Here is a 17,201-nt window from a genome sequence, read left to right as displayed (position 1 = left end):
CCGTGCCAACAGCCCGCGACGGTGCGAATTTCAAAAACTGTGCAGCGGAGTCAGTTCGTTAGATCGATTCCGGCCCAATTTGTCCGGCCGTCACCTGTGCAGCCAACTGCACACAAAACGGGCGAAGATTGTATAAAGTTTCGCCTGTGATTGGATACAGCTCGTCGACTAACATTGCAGGCCGAACGTTCGTCGATCGAGCCTCACAATCATGGCCGCCAAGACCCGCCAGAAACCCGATGCGCCAGACGCGAGCGATCGCGTCAGCCGTATCCGGGAGGGTGTGACCGCCGCGATCCTCGAGCATCGCCTGCTGCCCGGCACCAAGCTCGGGGAGGACGAGATCGGCGACATCTACGGCGCGAGCCGGACGCTGGTGCGCTCAGCGCTGCAGCAGCTTGCGTATGAGGGCATCGTCAACATCGAGAAGAATCGCGGCGCTTTCGTTGCGCGCCCGACGCCGGCTGATGCCCGCGAGGTGTTCGAGGCGCGGCGCCTGATCGAGCCCAACATCGTGGACCGCGCCATTGACGCGGTCTCGCCGGCCTGGCTCGATCGCCTGCAGCACCATCTCACGGAAGAACGCGAGGCCGAGTTGCGCGGCGATGCCCGCGCCTCGGTGCGGCTCTCCGGCGAGTTTCATCGTCTCGTCGCCGAGATGAGCGGCCACAGCATCTATCTCGGCTTCCTGAAGGAGCTGATCGCGCGCTCCTCGCTCATCATCCTGCTCTACCGCCGTCACGACACGCCCGCCTGCGGCACCGATCATCACGCCGGGATCGCCGCCGCGATCCGCAAGCGCGACAAGGCGCGCGCAGGCGCCTTGATGCTGTCGCACCTGAACGAGATCGAGGCGGAGCTGTTCCTGAAGGATCCCGCCGCCGACGAACTGCGGCTGGCGGACGTGCTGGGGGCGTGAGAAGGGCGTCGCCAGCGCACGGGATCGGCGGGTCCGGACGCTATTGTGGCTCCAATCCGAGATTCTTGATCGACTCCAGCCAGACCGGCCCTTCTTTTTCGTAGAGGGCGACCGAGGATGCGCGGTCCATTGCCGGCGCATCGACCCCGAAGGCCTCCAGCAGCTTCTGGACACGCTCGGTCTTGCCGCCTTCGACCATCAGCTTGGCCAGCAGCTCGATCCGATCGGTCGGCGTCGCAGCGGGCGCCACCAGGGTCGTGAAGCTGGTCAGCTGGAAGACCTTGCCGGTGACCCCCTGCTCGGTGAACGTCTTGGTGTCCGGCAGCTTCTTCATGCGAACCAGTGACGGAACAGCGATCGCGCGGCCGACGCCGGTATCAAGGACCGGAAGCGCGGCTTGGTAGCTGCCGGTCGCGGCCTGGATGACGCCGGCCGCCAGGTCCTGCCACATCGGCGCTTCGCCGCGGTAATGCACGATGGAGATGTCGAGGCCATATTGGCGGTTGAGTTCGGCGATCGCGATGTGCGCGAACGAACCGATCCCATACGAGCCGGCCGTGACCTTGTTGCGGCGCGCATAGGCGACGAAATCTTCGATGGACTTTGCACCGGTGGCGGAATGGACGACCAGCGGCAGATGACCCGATGGCGTCATCGCGACGATCGTGAAATCCTTGTCCGGATCGTAGGCGAGCGACTTCAGCAGCAGCCGGTTTCCGAGCAGCGTGGACGAGATCGTGTACATCAGCGTATGGCCGTCCGCCGGCGAATCCTTGACCGATTGGGCTGCCAGCGCGCCGCTCGCTCCCGTCTTGTTTTCGATGACGACCGGCTGTCCGAGCTTCTGAGAGATATAATCGCCATAGGCGCGGGCGAACGCATCGGTGATGCCGCCGGCGGGCGTCGAGACGACGATCTTGATTGCTTTGGTCGGCCAGGCTTCGGCCGCAGCCCCGTCAGCCGTGGCCAGCACCAGGCCTGCAATTGCAGCGCCCAGCATTGCGACGATTGTCTTCACTTGCCCCTCCCGTTTTGTTGCGTCTTTGGGCGCCCTTGGGACGCCGGGCAGAGATGTCACACGAGCAGAGTCAAATAGAAACAACATTTCATTGTGTGAAATGGCTACCTCTTGGCGGCCGCGGACGGGCCTGCCGCAGCAAGCCTGGCGCTGAGCGTCTCGGCCAGTGCGGAGGCGACTTTCTTCATCTGAGGCACGAAGCGCCGGAGACCTTCCTCGGTGCTGACGGCCTCGCGCAGCATCATCACGTTCATGCTTGCGAACAGGCGGTTCGGAACAGCGACGGGAACGCCGATCGCCCAGACGGCGCCGCCGAAGATGCGGCGGCTGTAGCTCTCGTCCATCACTGCGAATCCGGCTTTCCGGATCGCGCGCAGCACCTTCGTGAGTTTGGCGGGATTGCGGGCGAGGTCGTTCCAGGGCTCCGGGCTGAGGGCAAGGCGCGCCGCGATGCGCTCCTGCTCGGCCGGCTCGCAAAACGCCAAATAGGCGCGCCCCATCGAGGTGCCCAGCACTGGAAAACGAAAACCCGGGGGACGGTGGAACAGCAGCGAGCCGCCGATCCGGGTCGTGTGCGCGATCACCATGGATTCCTGGTCGAGCACGGCCACGTCCGAGGGCCACTGAATCTGCTGGCGAAACTTGTTGAGCATCGGTTCGGCGATACCGCCGATCCAATTGGGTTCGTCGTAGCCTGCGCTGAGCAGGAGCGCCCGTCCGGTTGGGGCATAGCTGGGCGGCTCGGCGCGCCGCACCACATATCCTTCATGCTCCAGCGTTTCGAGCATGCGGACGATTGTTGCCTTGTTGAGGCCCGTCGCCTTGTGCAGCGAGCCTACGGTCGATTGCCGTTCCTGGTTGATGACGCGCAGGACCTCGAGGCCTCTCGACAACGCGATAACGGGACGGAACGAGGGCATGGCAGCTCTTTGTGAGGACCGTGCCGCTAGTCAATGATGCAATCGCCGGAACAGTCAACAGGCCCGACTCCCCGGCCGGGAATTGGACGGTGCCGCATCGGCTCCTCAGCGACCGAGTTCGCTTTCGGCGGCAAGCTGCCCCTCTGCCGTGATCTCGTATTCGCCGTCGTGCTTGGTCATCCATCCTGACCTGACCATCTCTCGTGCAAGCTGTATCGAGCAGATCGGATGATTGCCGCCCGGGTGATACAGCCTGTCGTTGCGGACGAGCAGGTGCCCGTACAATCGCGCCTGGCGCAGCGCCCTGCGCATCCCCGGTGATGGACTTTTCATGCCGGTTCAAGCGCGAGCACGATGAAGGTTCCTAATGAATGCGGCCATCTCATCGACGTTTCGTTCGGCAGCGCACATAGGAACCGTCATTCTGCTGCATCGTTTGTTCTTCCGAGGAGTAGCGCCATGAACGTACGGGATGAGCACACGCGGTCGCTCTGGATGGACGTATCTGTCGCCGAAGCTCCGGTGCTGTCGCGTACGGTCGGCGTGGACGTTGCCGTGGTCGGCTCCGGAATAGCCGGGCTTTCGGTCGCATATGAACTTGCTTGCCATGGCCGTTCGGTCGCAGTGATCGATCGCGGCCGCATCGGCAGCGGGATGACGGCGCGCACCACGGCGCATCTGGCGACCGCGCTTGATGATGGTTACGATGCGTTTGTGCGAGTCCGCGGCCCTGACTGTGCGCGGCGTTACTATCAGAGCGTCGCGGCCGCGATCAATCGCGTCGAGGCCATCCAAGGCGCCGAGCACATCGATTGCGGTTTTAAGCGCGTCGATGGCTATTGGGTACTGGCATCCGAAACGTCCGCATCCGAGCTGGATAGTGAGTTGGACTGCTGTCGCAAGCTGCAGATTCCGGTCGACAATTGCGTCGAGCGGACACCATTCCATGACAGGGGTCAGACGCGTTCGCTGCGCTTTCCGCGCCAGGCGCGCCTGCATCCGACTAAATATCTCGCCGGTCTGGCGAGCGCACTGCAGCGCCGGGGCGCCCAGCTCTATGCCGACACCTGCGTCGAGAGCATCCAGCAACGCCAGGGCAGCATGGTCGTCACCACCGCCTCAGGCTACGAGGTTCACGCCGCCGACGTGGTGGTTGCGACCAACTCGCCCGTCAACGTGCAGGTGGCGATCCACACCAAGCAGGCGCCTTACCGCACTTATGCGCTCGCCGCGAAGATTGCCGCGGGCGCCGTGGAGGATGCGCTCTATTGGGATACGCTCGATCCTTATCATTATGTCCGCCTCCAACCGTTGTCTGCCGACGAGGACATCGTGATCATCGGCGGCGAAGATCACAAGTCGGGTGAGGCGAATGATGGTGCACAACGCCTTGACGCTCTTGAGCGCTGGGCGCGCGAGCGATTGCCGGATTTGCGCGAGGTCACCTATCGGTGGTCGGGTCAGGTGCTGGAGCCGGTCGATTTCGCCGGCTTCATCGGCCGCAGCCCCGACGAGGAGCATGTATTCGTTGTCAGCGGCGATTCCGGGCAGGGGATCACGAACGGGCTCGTGGCGGGCATGCTGATCGCGGATCTCATCACCAGCGGCGCAAGTCCCTGGGAGGACGTCTACGCTCCGTCACGGAAGATTCAAAGGAACATCGGCGAGTTCATCAGCGAGAACATCACCCCTATCAAGAATTTCGCGGAGTATCTCACCGCAAGTGAAATCACGAGCGCTGAACAACTACGGCCGGGCGAGGGGCGCCTCTTCCGAAGCGGCCTGAAGAAGATCGCGGCGTGCCGGGACCGAAGCGGACATTTGCATTTGCATTCGGCGAGCTGCACCCATTTGGGCTGCGTCGTGCACTGGAACTCACTCGAACAGTGCTGGGACTGCCCATGTCACGGATCGCAGTTTGCACCCGATGGCACCGCGCTCAACGGCCCGGCGGTTTCCCCGCTCGGCGGGGCTGAAAAGCCGGCCAATCTTGAAGCGGCAGAATGAGCGGCATCCCTCGGCGCGTCGTGGTCAGGCGTTGAAAGGGTTTGCGCTGACGGCTGCAGTTATTATGTGACGCGTTACGTGTGAATCATGATCGCACGGCGATCTGATGTGACTAGTCCTCGCAGGCTGTACAGGCTATATCCTGTCGCCTTGTCATCGAACTGTCATGTTACCGGAAATGCTAAAGTCAGATGCTGCGCCGGCTCGCAAGCCTCCGGGCGCGCCGGAAGCCAATACTGCTGTTGGGACACCAAGAGAACGCAGCTCCTCACCGGCTTCACGGGGCAATGCGAGGAAGTCAGTGTGGAACCCGCGACGGTCGAGGAGCGCGCTGCCCTTGAGCAGACACCATCGCAGGACGTGACGCCCGCGCCGAGCCCGACCCAGCCCGCATCTCCCGCCGCCGAAATCGAGCTCAAGCTGCTCGTCGGTGCCGATCGCATGGCGCATTTCGGCGCGGCGCCCGTGATCGCGGCGAACGCACGCAACAAGGGCACGCGCAAACGTCTCAAATCCGTCTACTACGACACGCCCGAGCGGGCGCTTCGTCGTGCCGGCCTGAGCTTGCGCGTCCGCCAGAGCGGCACGCGTTTCGTGCAGACCGTGAAGACCGAGGTTGCGGACGATCCGTTGCGTCGCGGCGAATGGGAAGCAAGCGTGCCGTCGCTTGCGCCCGATCTCGCCTTGGCGATGCCGTTCATTCCGGAGAAGCTTCGCGGCCAGCTCGACGCGCAGCCGCTTGAAGCGGTGTTCACGGCCGATGTGCATCGGCACACGCGCATCGTCGACCTGCCGTCCGGCACGGTCGAGGTCGCCTTCGACCAGGGTGAGCTGATGGCCGGCGACCGGTCGGTTCCTGTCAGCGAGATCGAGCTGGAGCTGAAGAGCGGCAGCGCGAGCGCGATCTACGAGATCGCGCTGCGCCTTGCGGAGCACGGAACGGTGAAGCCGTCCATCCGCAGCAAGTCCGCGCGCGGATTCGATCTTGCCGCGGACCTGCCGCCGTCGGCTCGCCGGCCGCGCAAGCTTCGTCTCGATCCCTCCGTGACGCTCGACGAAGCCTTCGCGACCATCCTGCGCGCCTGCTTTCTTCACCTGCTGCAATCGCTGCCGGCGGCCGAGGACGGCCGCAATCCGGAAGGCGTGCATCAGCTGCGCGTCTCGCTGCGCCGGCTGCGATCCGCGCTCGACTTGATGCGATCGGTCGGCGCGCTCAGCAACCTCGAGGCGCTGCGCTCGGAGGCCAAATGGCTGGCGCAAGGCCTGTCTGCCGCGCGCGACTGGGACGTGTTCCAGCTCGCCACCTTGCCGGCGATCGCAAAAGCTTGTCCGTCGGTCGCGGGTTTCGATGCGCTTGGGCGGGCCGCGGCTCAGCGTCAGGCGGAAGCTTATCGCAGCGCCCGCCACGCGCTCGATGATCGCCGCTGCTCGCTCTTCCTGATCAGTCTTGGCGGTTGGATCGAGACGCGTGGCTGGCGTAACGGCGTTGCGGCGCAAGATCTCGGCCGGCTCGCGGAGCCCGCCGTCAATTTCGCCGAGCGCGTCTTGTCGGAGCAGTATGCGAAGGCACTCAAGCGCGGTCGCCGCTTCAAGTCGCTGACGGTCGACGAGCTGCACCGCGTGCGGCTCGCCACCAAGCGGCTGCGCTATCTCAGCGAGTTCCTGCTGCCGCTGTACGAGGATCGCAAGTCCGCACGAAAATTCGCGCGCCGGCTCGCCGGCTTGCAGGAGGAGCTCGGCGTCTTCAACGACATGGCGGTGACGGCCTCGTTGCTCGACGGGCTCGGCACTGACGATCGTGACAGCGCCATTGCGGCGGCCGCGATCGCCGGCTGGCAGGCGCGGGCATCGATCGGCATGCAGCAGGGCTTGCAGGATAGCTGGCGGGATTTTGCCGCCGCACGCGTGCCCTGGTCGCGCCAAGGCGAGCAGAGCTGATCGCGCTTTCCCAAAAAGTTGCGCCCAGCCATTGGGGGATGGCTGGGCGCGCGCGAACCGGTCTGGGACGGGGAGGGGTGGGGATGTGACCGGGTCGCGTAACCTGTTGTCTCGTTCCTACTAATCTTTGGCGCTGGCGGTGGAGACCGCCGGCTTGGTATCGCCCAGCGAGACCCAGACGTTGGGATCGCTCTGCGACTGGCGCTTGACGAAGCGGTAGCCGGTCTCCGTCCAGGCGAGGACGTTCTCGTTCTGATTGTCGAGAATGAACTCGCCCTTGTCGGTCTTCACCGTCAGCACCGCGTGGCCTTCGCCCTTCTTGTCGCGCACCACGGTGATGAGCAGGGCCTGGCGCGGCCAGCCGGCATCCATCAGCATCTTGCGCTTCAACAGCACGTAGTCTTCACAGTCGCCGTAACCGTCTGACGGCAGCGACCACTTCTCGATCACGCCCCAGTGCTCCTGGTCGGTCAGAGGCTTGACGGTCTCGTTGACCCAGCGATTGACCTTGATGAGGTCGCGCCATGCGGCCTGCGACATCACGATGTCGCGCGGCTGCAGCGGTGCGCCCTGGCACTGGGCAGCATTGTCCGCGCAGAACTCGACCCAGCCTATCGGCGCACGCGTGGTGTCGCCGAGGCTCGCGTAGAGCAGACGGCCTTCGCCGGCCTGCGCTGCCGCGCTGATCCCGAAGAGCATGGCGGCCAGCGCCAGTCCCTTCCCCCGTCCCCTGAAGTCAAACATTGCGGCCCCCGTTTCTTGTTGGGACCACATTTCGCACGGAGCTTTTGAGTTGCCGCTAAGTCGACCAAGTCAAGTCGAGACGAATGCAAGTAAAAGGCGCGGCGAATTCGATCTATACTTGAATAGAATTCGCGTAAAATTGGATATGACTGCAATTGATTCAAATTTTATCTATTAACGCGGAAACGCTGGGAGGAGCGTTGTTTGCGCTTATCTGCAGCCCCTCCGTTAACCGCTGGCCATTCGCCGCTGGACATGAAAAAGGCGGCGTCCGCATCGCGGAAGCCGCCTTCGAGCCTGGAAATATGGAGGTTTTCGCGTCCTTGCGCTTTACCGCGCGGTAACGCTCTCTTCGAGTGTCTCTGCCGGCTGCTCGTGCATGAACTCCAGCGCGAAGCCGTCCTCGAGGTTTCGGACCACGCGGCCCTGGACCCGGCCGAGCAGAACCGTCGATTTCAGCGGCGGCCGGTTCTCGGCAGCGATCGCCGCGCCCGACAGCGAGAGGTCGATGATGCGGCAGGTCATCTTGGTGCCGTCCTCGAGCGTCAGCACCGCGATCGGGTTGCGCGGCACGATACGGTCGTGGCGGCGGTCCTCTGGCAGATTGAGGATGTCGCGGTTGGCGAGCCAGGTCAGCTGCGCGGCGAGCTTGTCGCGCTTGCGCGGCGTCGCACCGATGGTCATGGCGAAGCCGTTGTCGATGATCCGGGTGATCTTGCCCTCGACGCGGCCGATATGGTCGAGATAGGCGACCACGCGGTCGCCGACATTGCCGATGCCGGGGGCGAGCAAGGCGAGGCCGCCCGGCGACATGTTGATCACCTGGCAGGGGAATTCCCGGCGGTCCGGCAGCATGTAGCGGCCGAGCAGGTGCACCTTCACCCGCTGGAAGCGCCTGCGCTCCTCGGCGGCCGGAAGAAATTTTTTGTTCGCCAACGCCATTTCCAACACCCGACCCCCCGCCCGGGCGGAGTCCTTGCGACCCTAAGGTGCACAGGGTTAATGCCGCGTTAGGATCGGGCGCGCCGGTTGCGGACAGACACGATGCGCTCGAAAAGCCACACCAGGGGCGGGCACGCAAGCACCGTCAGTGCGCCGAGGTCGAGCGCGACCGCCGCGCTCCCGGCCGATTTGGCGAGCCGCCCGGCCAGGGCGGGACCGAGCATCATTGCGGCATAGAATAGCGTGTAGAACACGCCCATTCCGATCGCCCTGGTCTCCGGGACAAGCACGCGGGCGGCGAGGCTCATGATTGGGCCGGCGGGATGGCCCCCGATGAGGCCGATCAGGACCAGAATTGTGATCACCCAGTCCGATCGCGGCAGCCAGGCCAGCAGCACGGCCACAAGTAGGCTGGCCGCGATCGCCAGCATAAAAGGTCGCTTGAAGCGATCGGCGAGAAAGCCGCCTGCCGGAACAGAAATGACCGACAACCACATCACGATGCTGATCGCCGAGCCTGCCGCGGCGATGCTCCAACCGCGCTCGGCCAAGAACGTCGGGCCGAACGAGAAGATCATGGCGAAGCCGACATTATAGAGGCCCCAGATCACGCCGGCGACGACCACCGCGAGCAGGGCGAGCGGATCGAGCCGGCTCGAGCCGGCGGCGCTGACGGCAGCTCCGGATGGCGGCTGGTAGAACGCGACCAGCAGAATGCCGATCGCGGTCAATGCGCCCACGGACAGGAAGACGGCGCCTGCGCCATGGGCGGTGCCGATTGCTGGAAGGACCAGCAGCGAAATCGCAACGCCGGCCGGCCAGGAATTGACGAAGATCGCCATCGCGGTGGCGATCTCCTTGCCTGCGAACCAGTCCGCGGCCATCTTGGTGAGCTGCACCGTCAGCAGCACGCCGCCGGCGCCGGAGGCGAGCCGGCCCGCCATCTGCCAGCCCCAGACGTCGGCGGTGGCCATGACGAGGCTGCCTGCCGTCATCAGCAGCAGCGCGGCGATGGTGGTCGGCTTGTCGCCGAGCGCGCGGCCGATCGCGCCGCCCGGCAGCGCCAGCACGACGCCCGGCGTGAAATACAGCCCGATCAGGATGCCGATATCGGCAAGGCCGACGCCGAAGGTCTGTTGCAGCAGCGGCGCGACCGCCGCAACACTCTGAAACTGGAACGCGATGGTGAGGCGCACGACGAACAGGATCGCAAGAATGCCCCAGCGATTTTGCAATGCCTCATCTCCCAAAAGTCTCGAGCGTGCGGTGGGGAGACGCCGGAGTCAATCGGCAGTGTCGTAGCGCTGCGCCCTCACGCCCGCTTCGCCGCGCGCTGATACAGCAGGCACAGCAGCGCCAGCAGCACCGCGGCCGAGAGCCCGAGCGACCAGTGGATGCCGATTGCTGCGCCTGCTACCCCGACCGTGATGCCGCTGAAGGCCCGCATCCCGAGCCCGGCCATGTTGTAGAGGCCGACGACGCGGCCGCGGATGTCGTGCGGCGCGTTGAGCTGCACCAGCGCCTGCGCCATGGTGTTGAACGAGAGCTCGAAGAAGCCCGCGAAGAACAATAGCGCGATCGCGACCGGATAGACCGGCACGAGCGCGAAGCCGAGCAGCGCCACGCTCCACAGCATCGCCAGCGTGATCGCGGTGCGCGGGGTGCCCTTCAGCCGTCCCCAGGATTCCAGCACGATGCCGGCCAGCAATGCGCCGGCCGCGTCCGCGGCGAGCAGCACGCTATAGGAGACGCCGGGATCGCCATGGCCGAGATCGCCGGCATAGCCCGGCATCTGGGCGTGATAGGCGTTGCCGATCATGAAGGAGGTGAGGCCGGCGAGCCACGTCATCGCCGACAACACGGGCTGGGTGCCGATCGCGCGGATGGTGAGTACGATGTCGGCAAGGCCGCGCACGGCAAAACGCCTTGCCGCGATGCTCTTGTCCCGCACCGGGGCCCAGAATAGCCACAGCAGCATCGGCAGATAGAACAGCGTGTTGAAGATGATGCCGTGCGAGGGACCGAGCGTCAGCATGATGATGCCGCCGACCGCAGGTCCGACCAGGATGCCGAGATAGCGCGCCATCGCGTTCAGCCGCACCGCGCTCGGCAGATCGGCCGGGCCGACCAGGTCATAGAGCAAGAGCTGGTTCGGGGTCTGCCAGAGCACGCCGGCGCAGCCATGGATCACCAGAAGCAGCATCGCGTGCCACATCTGGATCGTATCGGTAAGGAAGAAGTAGCCCCAACCGGCGGAGGCGACGATGAACAGCAGCATGCCGCACTGGATGATGCGGCGCGGATCGAACCGGTCGGCGAGGCCGCCGACCGCGACGGAGAACAGCAGGAACGGCAGCCAGTGCGACAGCACGGCAAACCCGCCCAGCGTCGGCGAATGAAATTTCTGGAACACCACCCAATAGCTGATCACATGCTCGATATTGTCCGCCATCATCGCCAGCACGTAAGAGACGAACTGGAGACGGTAGGGCACGGACCTCATCGCCGCGAACGATCCGGACGCGGCCACGGGATTTTGGGGAAGGGGATTCACGGGATGACCTGAGGTGAGACTCGTGGCGAGTTACAGGCTCGGCGGCCGGCGCTCAAGACAATTGGGTGTGGTGGAACAGCAGCCATGCATGCTTGCCACGAGGCCCCGTGATCTCAGGTGCAAGCGTTGCGAGCTCCGGCCCGCTCTCGTCGAGCCGGGGCAGCGAAGCAATCCAGACTGCACCTGCGGAGGGGTCTGGATTGCTTCGTCGCTCGAGCTCCTCGCAATGACGGCGCCCGTACCGCATCGGCCTCGTCATCGCGATCATCACGCAGCATCGGCGACCCCATCGCGCAGCTTCGCCTCGGTCAATCGCCGCAAGCCGGGCCGTTCCGGAAGATTGTGCGGCGTCCTGACATTCCAGACCAACCCGATCGCTTCGAGTGATCGGATCAGCCACCAGCCGGGATCGACCTGTCCCGGCAAAAGTCCAAGCTTCGCCGAGCCCGGATAGGCGTGATGGTTGTTGTGCCAGTTCTCGCCCATGCTGATCAGCGCGGCGAGGCGGACATTGTAGCCTTGGGCCGCGACGCCATCGACGGTCCAGATCTGATCGCCGCTTGTGTGGGAGAAGTGGCCGACCAGCCAGTGGCCGGTGACGCAGACGCTGACGCGCACGCAAATGCCCCAGACCAGCCAGTTCAGCCCGCCGATTGCAAAGAAGAGGAGCGCCCAGGGCAATTGCTGCAACATCCATGTGCGTTCGATGAAGGCATAGAACCGGTCACCGGCAAGCCGCGGTTCGAGCCGAAAATTTGGCGGATGGCGCAGCACCAGCCGGCAATGCAATTGCCACCAGGCATCGCGCCAGAAGCCGGCGCCGTGGCGGGAATACTCATGGCACGCGCCCTGCCGCTGCGCCCAGTCGCGGAAATCGTGCAGGCGGATCATGCCGAACGGCCCGGCCATGCCGACGAGCGTGCCGAGATAGACGAAGAGATGTTCGAGCCAGAGCGGACAATCGAAACTCGCATGGATCAGCTTGCGATGCATGCCGACGGAGTGCCCCGCGCAGAGCGTGACGGCGCTGGTTGCGAGGAACAGCGCCAATGCCGACCAGGAGCAACAGATTGGTCCGAGCGCGATGCCGGTCGCCGTCATGCCCGCCAGCCACAGCGACTTCTGCGGCGCCCATTGCACATATCCGTCCAACGGATCGGTGTCAGAGGCGACAAAAATTCGTTCCGAACCCGGTCGCAAATCCATCGATTGATCCCGGCTGACAGCGGCGCGAGGAGCCGCGCAGGTCCGAAGCAGGCATCGCTCCGGCACACGCAGCCTGCTCACACAACTGCGGCGTGTCAACGCGCCGCGTTGGTATTTCCAATGTCGCAGGGCTGTCATAGGTTGATCGCAGGCCCGCACGATTAAAACAAAACAAGCGGGCAGCGAGGAAACAGCCATGCAACAGATCCGCGTCTGCACCCACGCCGGTCCCGGCTCGGAGCCCGTCATCCGCACCGTGCCGTGGCCGAAGGTCGGCAAGAAGGCCGCCCTGATCAAGATTGGCGCCTGCGGCGTCTGCGGCACCGACCTGCACATCCTGAAAGGACACTGGCCGAAGCCGCTGCCCTGGCCGTTCACGCTGGGACACGAGCTCGGCGGCGTCATCGTCGAATGCGGCGATGAATTTTCCGAGGACTTCATGAGCAAGCCGCTCAGCGTCGGTTCAAAAGTAATGATCCCGCCGCTAATGCCCTGCGGCCGCTGCTACTATTGCATCCACTATCCGCAAACCGCGAACAAGTGCCTGACGCCGGTCTATTACGGCCGCTATCTCGGCTTCGACAGGGCGCCGCATTTGTGGGGCGGCTGGGCCGAATATGTCTATGTCGATCTCGACATGCTGCCAGGCACCAAGATCTACAAGCTGCCGGACGACATGTCGCTGCGCCTCGGCGCGCTGTCGGAGCCGCTGACCTCCTGCATCCGCGCCTTCAACCGGGCGACGCGCGCCGGCGGATTCAGCTGGGGCGACACCGTGGTGATCCAGGGCTCCGGCCCGATCGGTATCTTGGCAGTCGCGGCCGCCAGGGAGATGGGCGCGGGGCGCGTGATCTGCGTCGGCGCGCCGGAGGAGCCGCGGCTCAAGCTGGCGCGCGAGTTCGGCGCGGAGGCGACTGTGAACATCGACGAGCTGAAGTCACCGCAGGATCGCATCGATCGCGTGCGAAAGATCGTCGGCGGCTTCGGCGCTGATCTCGTGATGGACTGCTCGGGGCATCCGACCGCCGGCCCCGAGGGCATCGAGATGCTGCGCGACGGCGGCACCTATGTCGAGATGGGCCAGTTCACCGACGCCGGCTCGATCGACACCTCCTGGCACCGCATCTGCACCAAGGACCTCAACGTGCTGGGATCCTGGGGCTTCACCGGCAATGATCTCCCGCTCGGCGTCGACATGCTCTACCGCACGCGTGACAAATACCCGTGGCTGAAAATGCAGACGATCTACCCGTTCACGGAAGGGGGCGTCGCGCAGGCGGTGAAGGACGCGATGGCGATGAAGACGGTGAAGTCGACCATCGTGCCGTGGCCGGAGCTGGTGGAATAAGGACGTAGCCGAGATGAGCGACGAAATGACAAACGAAGAGACGGCCGACCCAAACCGGAGCTCCCCCTTCCACGCCATCCGCGCGATCGACTACACCGTCGTCTTCGTGCGCGACATGGCGGCGATGCGCCGCTTCTATGAAGACGTCCTCGCCTTCCCCCTTTCGCGCGAGCTGTCGCCGAACTGGATCGAGTACAGCCTCGGCAGCAACACGCTGGCGCTGGCACGGCCGAGCCGCACCGCCGGCGATGCGCCGATCCCGCCGGGCAGCGCCTCGCTGCAGCTGGCCTTCAAGGTCTCTACTGCCGAGGTCGACGCGTGCGCCGATGAACTCGTGCGGCAAGGCGTGGCGCTGCTGTCGCCGCCGACGAACCAGCCGTTCGGCCATCGCACGCTGTTCTTCCGCGATCCCGACGGCAATCTGCTGGAGGTGTACGCCGAGATCTGAGAAATTCTATTTGACGTATCCCGACAACATGGCGTGCGCCCAGTCCGGACGGTTGTTGGCGAGCGCGCGCGCCGAGGCGGCCTCCCAGTCGTATTCGAGGGCCAGCAGCTCGACCTGCCAGCCCTTTTTGCCCTTGGTGAGGATCGCGTAGCGGGCGTGAGGCGAGCGGTGTTCCAGTTTCGCGGCAAAGGGAATGTCGGCGAAGACCGGGCATCCGACGCTGCCGGGATTGAGGACCAGACATTCGCGCGGCCCGTGAACGACGGCCGGGCGGTGGCTATGGCCACACAGCACCACGCGCGCCGCCGGCTCGCTCGCAAGGCGTGCTTCCAGCACGTCGCGGCGTGCCGGCACAAAGCGGCCGTCGTCGAGTGCCTCCTCCAGCAGGCACGCCGTATCGTTCTCGGGCGTGCCATGGCAAGCCAGGATGCCGTCGTCCAGCCGCAGCTGGGAGGGCAGGTTGTGAAGTGCACGACGCTGCTCCGCAGTCAGTGCGTTTCGCGCAAACAGGCCTGCCGGCGAGAGCTTGTCGTCCGGAAACTCCTCGATCCAGCGATCATGATTTCCGCGCACGGTCGGCAACGACAGCGATTGAAGGAATTCGAACGTTTCCCTCGGCCACAACGGGCTGGTGACGCAGTCGCCGAGGTTGACTATCCGATCGACGCCCCGCGTCTTGATATCCGCCAGCACCGCCTCCAGGGCGGCAAGATTGCCGTGGATGTCGGAAATGACCGCCAATCGCATCTTTATTCCCCATATCGTCAGACGTGAGCGTGGCTCGGCTATAGGCCGATCCCGCTGCATCAAGGTTAATCGAGCTGACCGCAAAAATCCGCTGCAAGCTTCGGGCGCGGCTCGCCGTCAAGCCATGCATCACGGCTATGGTGATTTCCGGGCGCTTGGCGTAAAGAGCGCCCAGATCAAATCAGCGTGCGGTCGGGCCGTTTGCCGCGCACGCAGCTCGGGGCGCCGGTTCACCGTTTGCGCGCCTGAATCAAACAAGGTTTCCCATCTCGTGTCTCTTCCGGCCCTGACCCCGCCGCTCGCCCGCGCTTTGGCCGAGCGGAACTATGATTCACTGACGCCCGTCCAGCTCGCGGTGCTCGCCCATGAAGCCACCAGCCGCGACCTCCTGGTCTCGGCCCAGACCGGTTCCGGCAAGACCGTCGCTTACGGCTTGGCCATCGCGAACAACATCCTCGATGACGCCGAGCAATTCGCACCAGCCGCCGCGCCGCTCGCGTTGATCGTGGCGCCGACCCGCGAGCTCGCGCTCCAGGTCCAGCGCGAGCTGGCCTGGCTCTACGGCCATGCCGGCGGGCGCGTCGTCTCTTGCGTTGGCGGCATGGATCCGCGACGCGAGCAGCGCGAGCTGGCCGCTGGCGCACATATCGTTGTCGGTACGCCCGGGCGTCTGTGCGATCATCTGCGGCGCGGCCGCCTCGACATCTCCGAGCTCGCCGCGGTCGTGCTCGACGAGGCCGACGAGATGCTCAATCTCGGCTTTCGCGAGGACATGGAATTCATTCTCGAGACCACGCCGCAGACACGCCGCACCCTCTTGTTCTCGGCGACGTTTCCGCGTGGCATCGTCGCGCTGGCGCGGCAATATCAGCGCGACGCCTTCCGGATCGAGGTCGCCGGCGACGAGGGCGGCCACGCCGATATCGAATACCGCGCGATCCGCATCGCGCCCGCCGACGTCGAGCATGCCGTCGTCAACGTGCTGCGCTTCTACGAGGCGCCGAGCGCGCTGGTGTTCTGCAGCACGCGCGATGCCGTCAGGCATTTACAAGCCGCGCTCCTGGAGCGCGGCTTCTCTGTGGTCGCGCTGTCGGGTGAATTGACGCAAAACGAGCGCACCCTGGCGCTGCAGTCGCTGCGCGACGGCCGCGCCCGCGTCTGCGTTGCGACCGACGTTGCCGCCCGCGGCATCGACCTGCCGAGCCTCGACCTCGTCATCCATGCCGATTTGCCCAACGACGCCGAAGTCATGCAGCATCGCTCGGGCCGCACCGGGCGCGCGGGCCGGAAGGGGACGAGCGTCCTGTTGGTGCCGCCCGCGCGGCGACGGCGCGCCGAGCTGTTGCTCGATCTCTCTGGGATCGACGCGGTGTGGGGAACGGCGCCGCAGGCGGATGACATCCGCAAGCTCGATCACGCACGCATGAAGGACGTGCTGTTCACGGAGGAGACCACTCCCGACGATCTGGCTCTGGCGCAAGCGCTCTTGGCGGAGCGCTCGGCCGAGGACATCGCCGCCGCGCTGGCGCGGCTATATCGCGCGCGGCTGCCGTCGCCCGAGGACATCATCGATCCCGGCGAGCGAAGCGGCAAGCCGGAGCGCGGGCGTGATAGATCCGGAGAGGGCGATGACCGCGCCAAGCCGAGATCGAAGGCTGGGAAATCCTCGAAGCACGCCATGGCGGAGGGCAGCGTCTGGTTCCGCGCCGCCATCGGGCGCCGCAAGAACGCGGAAGCGCGCTGGCTGCTGCCGATGATCTGTCGCCGCGGCGGCATCGACAAGCGCGACATCGGCGCCATCAGGATCATGGACACCACCACCGAGTTCGAGATCTCGAATCGGGTCGCCGAATCCTTTGCGGCGAAGATCAAGCGTCCCGACAAGGAAGACAGCATCCGGATCGAGCCGATGACGGATGCGCCGCACCGGCAAGAAGCTCCTCCGGAGCGCTCCCGCGCGCCGCAGCGCGAGGCCGGCGCTCATCATGAACGGCGCGAGGAACGCCCGCGCGAGGCGAGTGGATTCAAGTCGCGCAGCAAGCCTCAGGGCGAGCGCGCGCCGAAATTCGGCGATGCGCCTTCCTTCGGAAAGAAGAAGCACAAGAACAAGAACAGGCCCGGCCATGCAGAGCCTTCGGTCACGCCGTGGCCTGCGAAGGGCGCGCCCGGAAAAAATGCGAAGAAGAAGCGTCGGGGCTGATCTGCCGCTTTCCGGCCCGGCCAGACTAACGCCGCCGAAGGCTCGCGCGGTGCGCTATGGCGCAATCAATCAGTAACATGGTGCCATCCGGACGCGCCTGCGAGCCCGCGCCTTATCGAGTTGGCAGAATCCTTTTCGGCAACTTCAAAGCGGCAAGAGCGGCGCCTGCGGCGAGTCGTCGCTTGAATCGAATTTAATCAAGTCGAGAGT

General features: G+C 64.9%; 14 protein-coding genes and 1 pseudogene. 6 read left to right on the top strand and 9 right to left on the bottom strand.

The window, feature by feature from the left end:
• Positions 1-211 precede the first annotated feature (211 nt).
• The gene (locus ACM43_RS28725; RefSeq protein ID WP_271544706.1) at positions 212-919 is read left to right on the top strand and encodes a GntR family transcriptional regulator; all 708 of its coding nucleotides are present in this window, start codon (positions 212-214) and stop codon (positions 917-919) included.
• A gap of 40 nt (positions 920-959) precedes the next feature.
• Here ACM43_RS28725 and ACM43_RS28720 read toward each other — a convergent pair whose 3' ends face one another.
• From ACM43_RS28720 to ACM43_RS28710, 3 genes are all read right to left on the bottom strand, one after another.
• Positions 960-1,937 (bottom strand): Bug family tripartite tricarboxylate transporter substrate binding protein, encoded by a 978-nt coding sequence (locus tag ACM43_RS28720; RefSeq protein WP_271544704.1) that lies wholly within the window; start codon positions 1,935-1,937, stop codon positions 960-962.
• 104 nt (positions 1,938-2,041) lie between these two features.
• Complete coding sequence (locus tag ACM43_RS28715; protein ID WP_157280639.1) at positions 2,042-2,857, bottom strand: helix-turn-helix domain-containing protein; 816 nt, start codon at positions 2,855-2,857, stop codon at positions 2,042-2,044.
• A gap of 105 nt (positions 2,858-2,962) precedes the next feature.
• On the bottom strand, positions 2,963-3,190 hold the full coding sequence (locus ACM43_RS28710) for a hypothetical protein (RefSeq protein WP_036044010.1): 228 nt from the start codon (positions 3,188-3,190) through the stop codon (positions 2,963-2,965).
• Between the two features lie 126 nt (positions 3,191-3,316).
• On the opposite strand from ACM43_RS28710, the gene ACM43_RS28705 reads away from it, so the two are divergent.
• Both ACM43_RS28705 and ACM43_RS28700 read left to right on the top strand, forming a co-directional pair.
• Positions 3,317-4,864, top strand: a complete 1,548-nt coding sequence (locus ACM43_RS28705) for an FAD-dependent oxidoreductase (RefSeq protein WP_271545099.1) — start codon at positions 3,317-3,319, stop codon at positions 4,862-4,864.
• 178 nt (positions 4,865-5,042) lie between these two features.
• A pseudogene (locus tag ACM43_RS28700) lies at positions 5,043-6,802 on the top strand (CYTH and CHAD domain-containing protein).
• A 120-nt stretch (positions 6,803-6,922) separates the two neighbouring features.
• On the opposite strand, the gene ACM43_RS28695 reads toward ACM43_RS28700, so the two are convergent.
• The 5 genes from ACM43_RS28695 to ACM43_RS28675 all read right to left on the bottom strand — a co-directional run bounded on the left by ACM43_RS28695 (position 6,923) and on the right by ACM43_RS28675 (position 12,248).
• The gene (locus ACM43_RS28695) at positions 6,923-7,546 is read right to left on the bottom strand and encodes a transglutaminase-like cysteine peptidase (protein WP_271544701.1); all 624 of its coding nucleotides are present in this window, start codon (positions 7,544-7,546) and stop codon (positions 6,923-6,925) included.
• Positions 7,547-7,876: 330 nt separating this feature from the next.
• Positions 7,877-8,488 carry a PilZ domain-containing protein gene (locus tag ACM43_RS28690; protein ID WP_026312634.1) on the bottom strand — a complete coding sequence of 204 codons (612 nt, stop codon included), beginning with the start codon at positions 8,486-8,488 and terminating at the stop codon, positions 7,877-7,879.
• A gap of 68 nt (positions 8,489-8,556) precedes the next feature.
• On the bottom strand, positions 8,557-9,723 hold the full coding sequence (locus ACM43_RS28685; RefSeq protein WP_271544698.1) for an MFS transporter: 1,167 nt from the start codon (positions 9,721-9,723) through the stop codon (positions 8,557-8,559).
• A gap of 77 nt (positions 9,724-9,800) precedes the next feature.
• A complete protein-coding gene (locus ACM43_RS28680; RefSeq protein WP_271544696.1) occupies positions 9,801-11,042 on the bottom strand; it encodes an MFS transporter in 1,242 nt (413 codons plus the stop codon).
• Between the two features lie 267 nt (positions 11,043-11,309).
• The gene (locus ACM43_RS28675) at positions 11,310-12,248 is read right to left on the bottom strand and encodes an acyl-CoA desaturase (RefSeq protein WP_271544694.1); all 939 of its coding nucleotides are present in this window, start codon (positions 12,246-12,248) and stop codon (positions 11,310-11,312) included.
• Positions 12,249-12,444: 196 nt separating this feature from the next.
• Between ACM43_RS28675 and ACM43_RS28670 the strand changes: the two genes are divergently transcribed.
• Positions 12,445-13,596 (top strand): zinc-binding dehydrogenase, encoded by a 1,152-nt coding sequence (locus ACM43_RS28670; protein ID WP_271544692.1) that lies wholly within the window; start codon positions 12,445-12,447, stop codon positions 13,594-13,596.
• Between the two features lie 25 nt (positions 13,597-13,621).
• Positions 13,622-14,044 carry a VOC family protein gene (locus ACM43_RS28665; protein WP_271544690.1) on the top strand — a complete coding sequence of 141 codons (423 nt, stop codon included), beginning with the start codon at positions 13,622-13,624 and terminating at the stop codon, positions 14,042-14,044.
• 6 nt (positions 14,045-14,050) lie between these two features.
• On the opposite strand, the gene ACM43_RS28660 is transcribed toward ACM43_RS28665, so the two are convergent.
• Positions 14,051-14,791, bottom strand: coding sequence for a metallophosphoesterase family protein (locus ACM43_RS28660; RefSeq protein ID WP_271545097.1), 741 nt, complete (start codon positions 14,789-14,791; stop codon positions 14,051-14,053).
• Positions 14,792-15,062: 271 nt separating this feature from the next.
• Between ACM43_RS28660 and ACM43_RS28655 the strand changes: the two genes are divergently transcribed.
• Positions 15,063-16,991 carry a DEAD/DEAH box helicase gene (locus ACM43_RS28655; protein WP_271544688.1) on the top strand — a complete coding sequence of 643 codons (1,929 nt, stop codon included), beginning with the start codon at positions 15,063-15,065 and terminating at the stop codon, positions 16,989-16,991.
• Positions 16,992-17,201 lie beyond the last annotated feature (210 nt).

Origin of the sequence: Bradyrhizobium sp. CCBAU 45321, assembly GCF_028128975.1 — a bacterium.
Taxonomy (GTDB): domain Bacteria; phylum Pseudomonadota; class Alphaproteobacteria; order Rhizobiales; family Xanthobacteraceae; genus Bradyrhizobium; species Bradyrhizobium yuanmingense.
The sequence above is the reverse complement of the archived record's forward strand: the minus strand, read 5'-3'. Positions and strand labels throughout refer to the sequence as shown.

What these genes read in the sequence shown, in the direction of transcription:
- ACM43_RS28725 (WP_271544706.1), top strand. Translation starts at nt 212, where the DNA reads ATGGCCGCCAAGACCCGCCAGAAACCCGATGCGCCAGACGCGAGCGAT.
- ACM43_RS28715 (WP_157280639.1), bottom strand. Translation starts at nt 2,857, where the DNA reads ATGCCCTCGTTCCGTCCCGTTATCGCGTTGTCGAGAGGCCTCGAGGTC.
- ACM43_RS28710 (WP_036044010.1), bottom strand. Translation starts at nt 3,190, where the DNA reads ATGAAAAGTCCATCACCGGGGATGCGCAGGGCGCTGCGCCAGGCGCGA.
- ACM43_RS28705 (WP_271545099.1), top strand. Translation starts at nt 3,317, where the DNA reads ATGAACGTACGGGATGAGCACACGCGGTCGCTCTGGATGGACGTATCT.
- ACM43_RS28695 (WP_271544701.1), bottom strand. Translation starts at nt 7,546, where the DNA reads ATGTTTGACTTCAGGGGACGGGGGAAGGGACTGGCGCTGGCCGCCATG.
- ACM43_RS28690 (WP_026312634.1), bottom strand. Translation starts at nt 8,488, where the DNA reads ATGGCGTTGGCGAACAAAAAATTTCTTCCGGCCGCCGAGGAGCGCAGG.
- ACM43_RS28675 (WP_271544694.1), bottom strand. Translation starts at nt 12,248, where the DNA reads ATGGATTTGCGACCGGGTTCGGAACGAATTTTTGTCGCCTCTGACACC.
- ACM43_RS28670 (WP_271544692.1), top strand. Translation starts at nt 12,445, where the DNA reads ATGCAACAGATCCGCGTCTGCACCCACGCCGGTCCCGGCTCGGAGCCC.
- ACM43_RS28665 (WP_271544690.1), top strand. Translation starts at nt 13,622, where the DNA reads ATGACAAACGAAGAGACGGCCGACCCAAACCGGAGCTCCCCCTTCCAC.
- ACM43_RS28660 (WP_271545097.1), bottom strand. Translation starts at nt 14,791, where the DNA reads ATGCGATTGGCGGTCATTTCCGACATCCACGGCAATCTTGCCGCCCTG.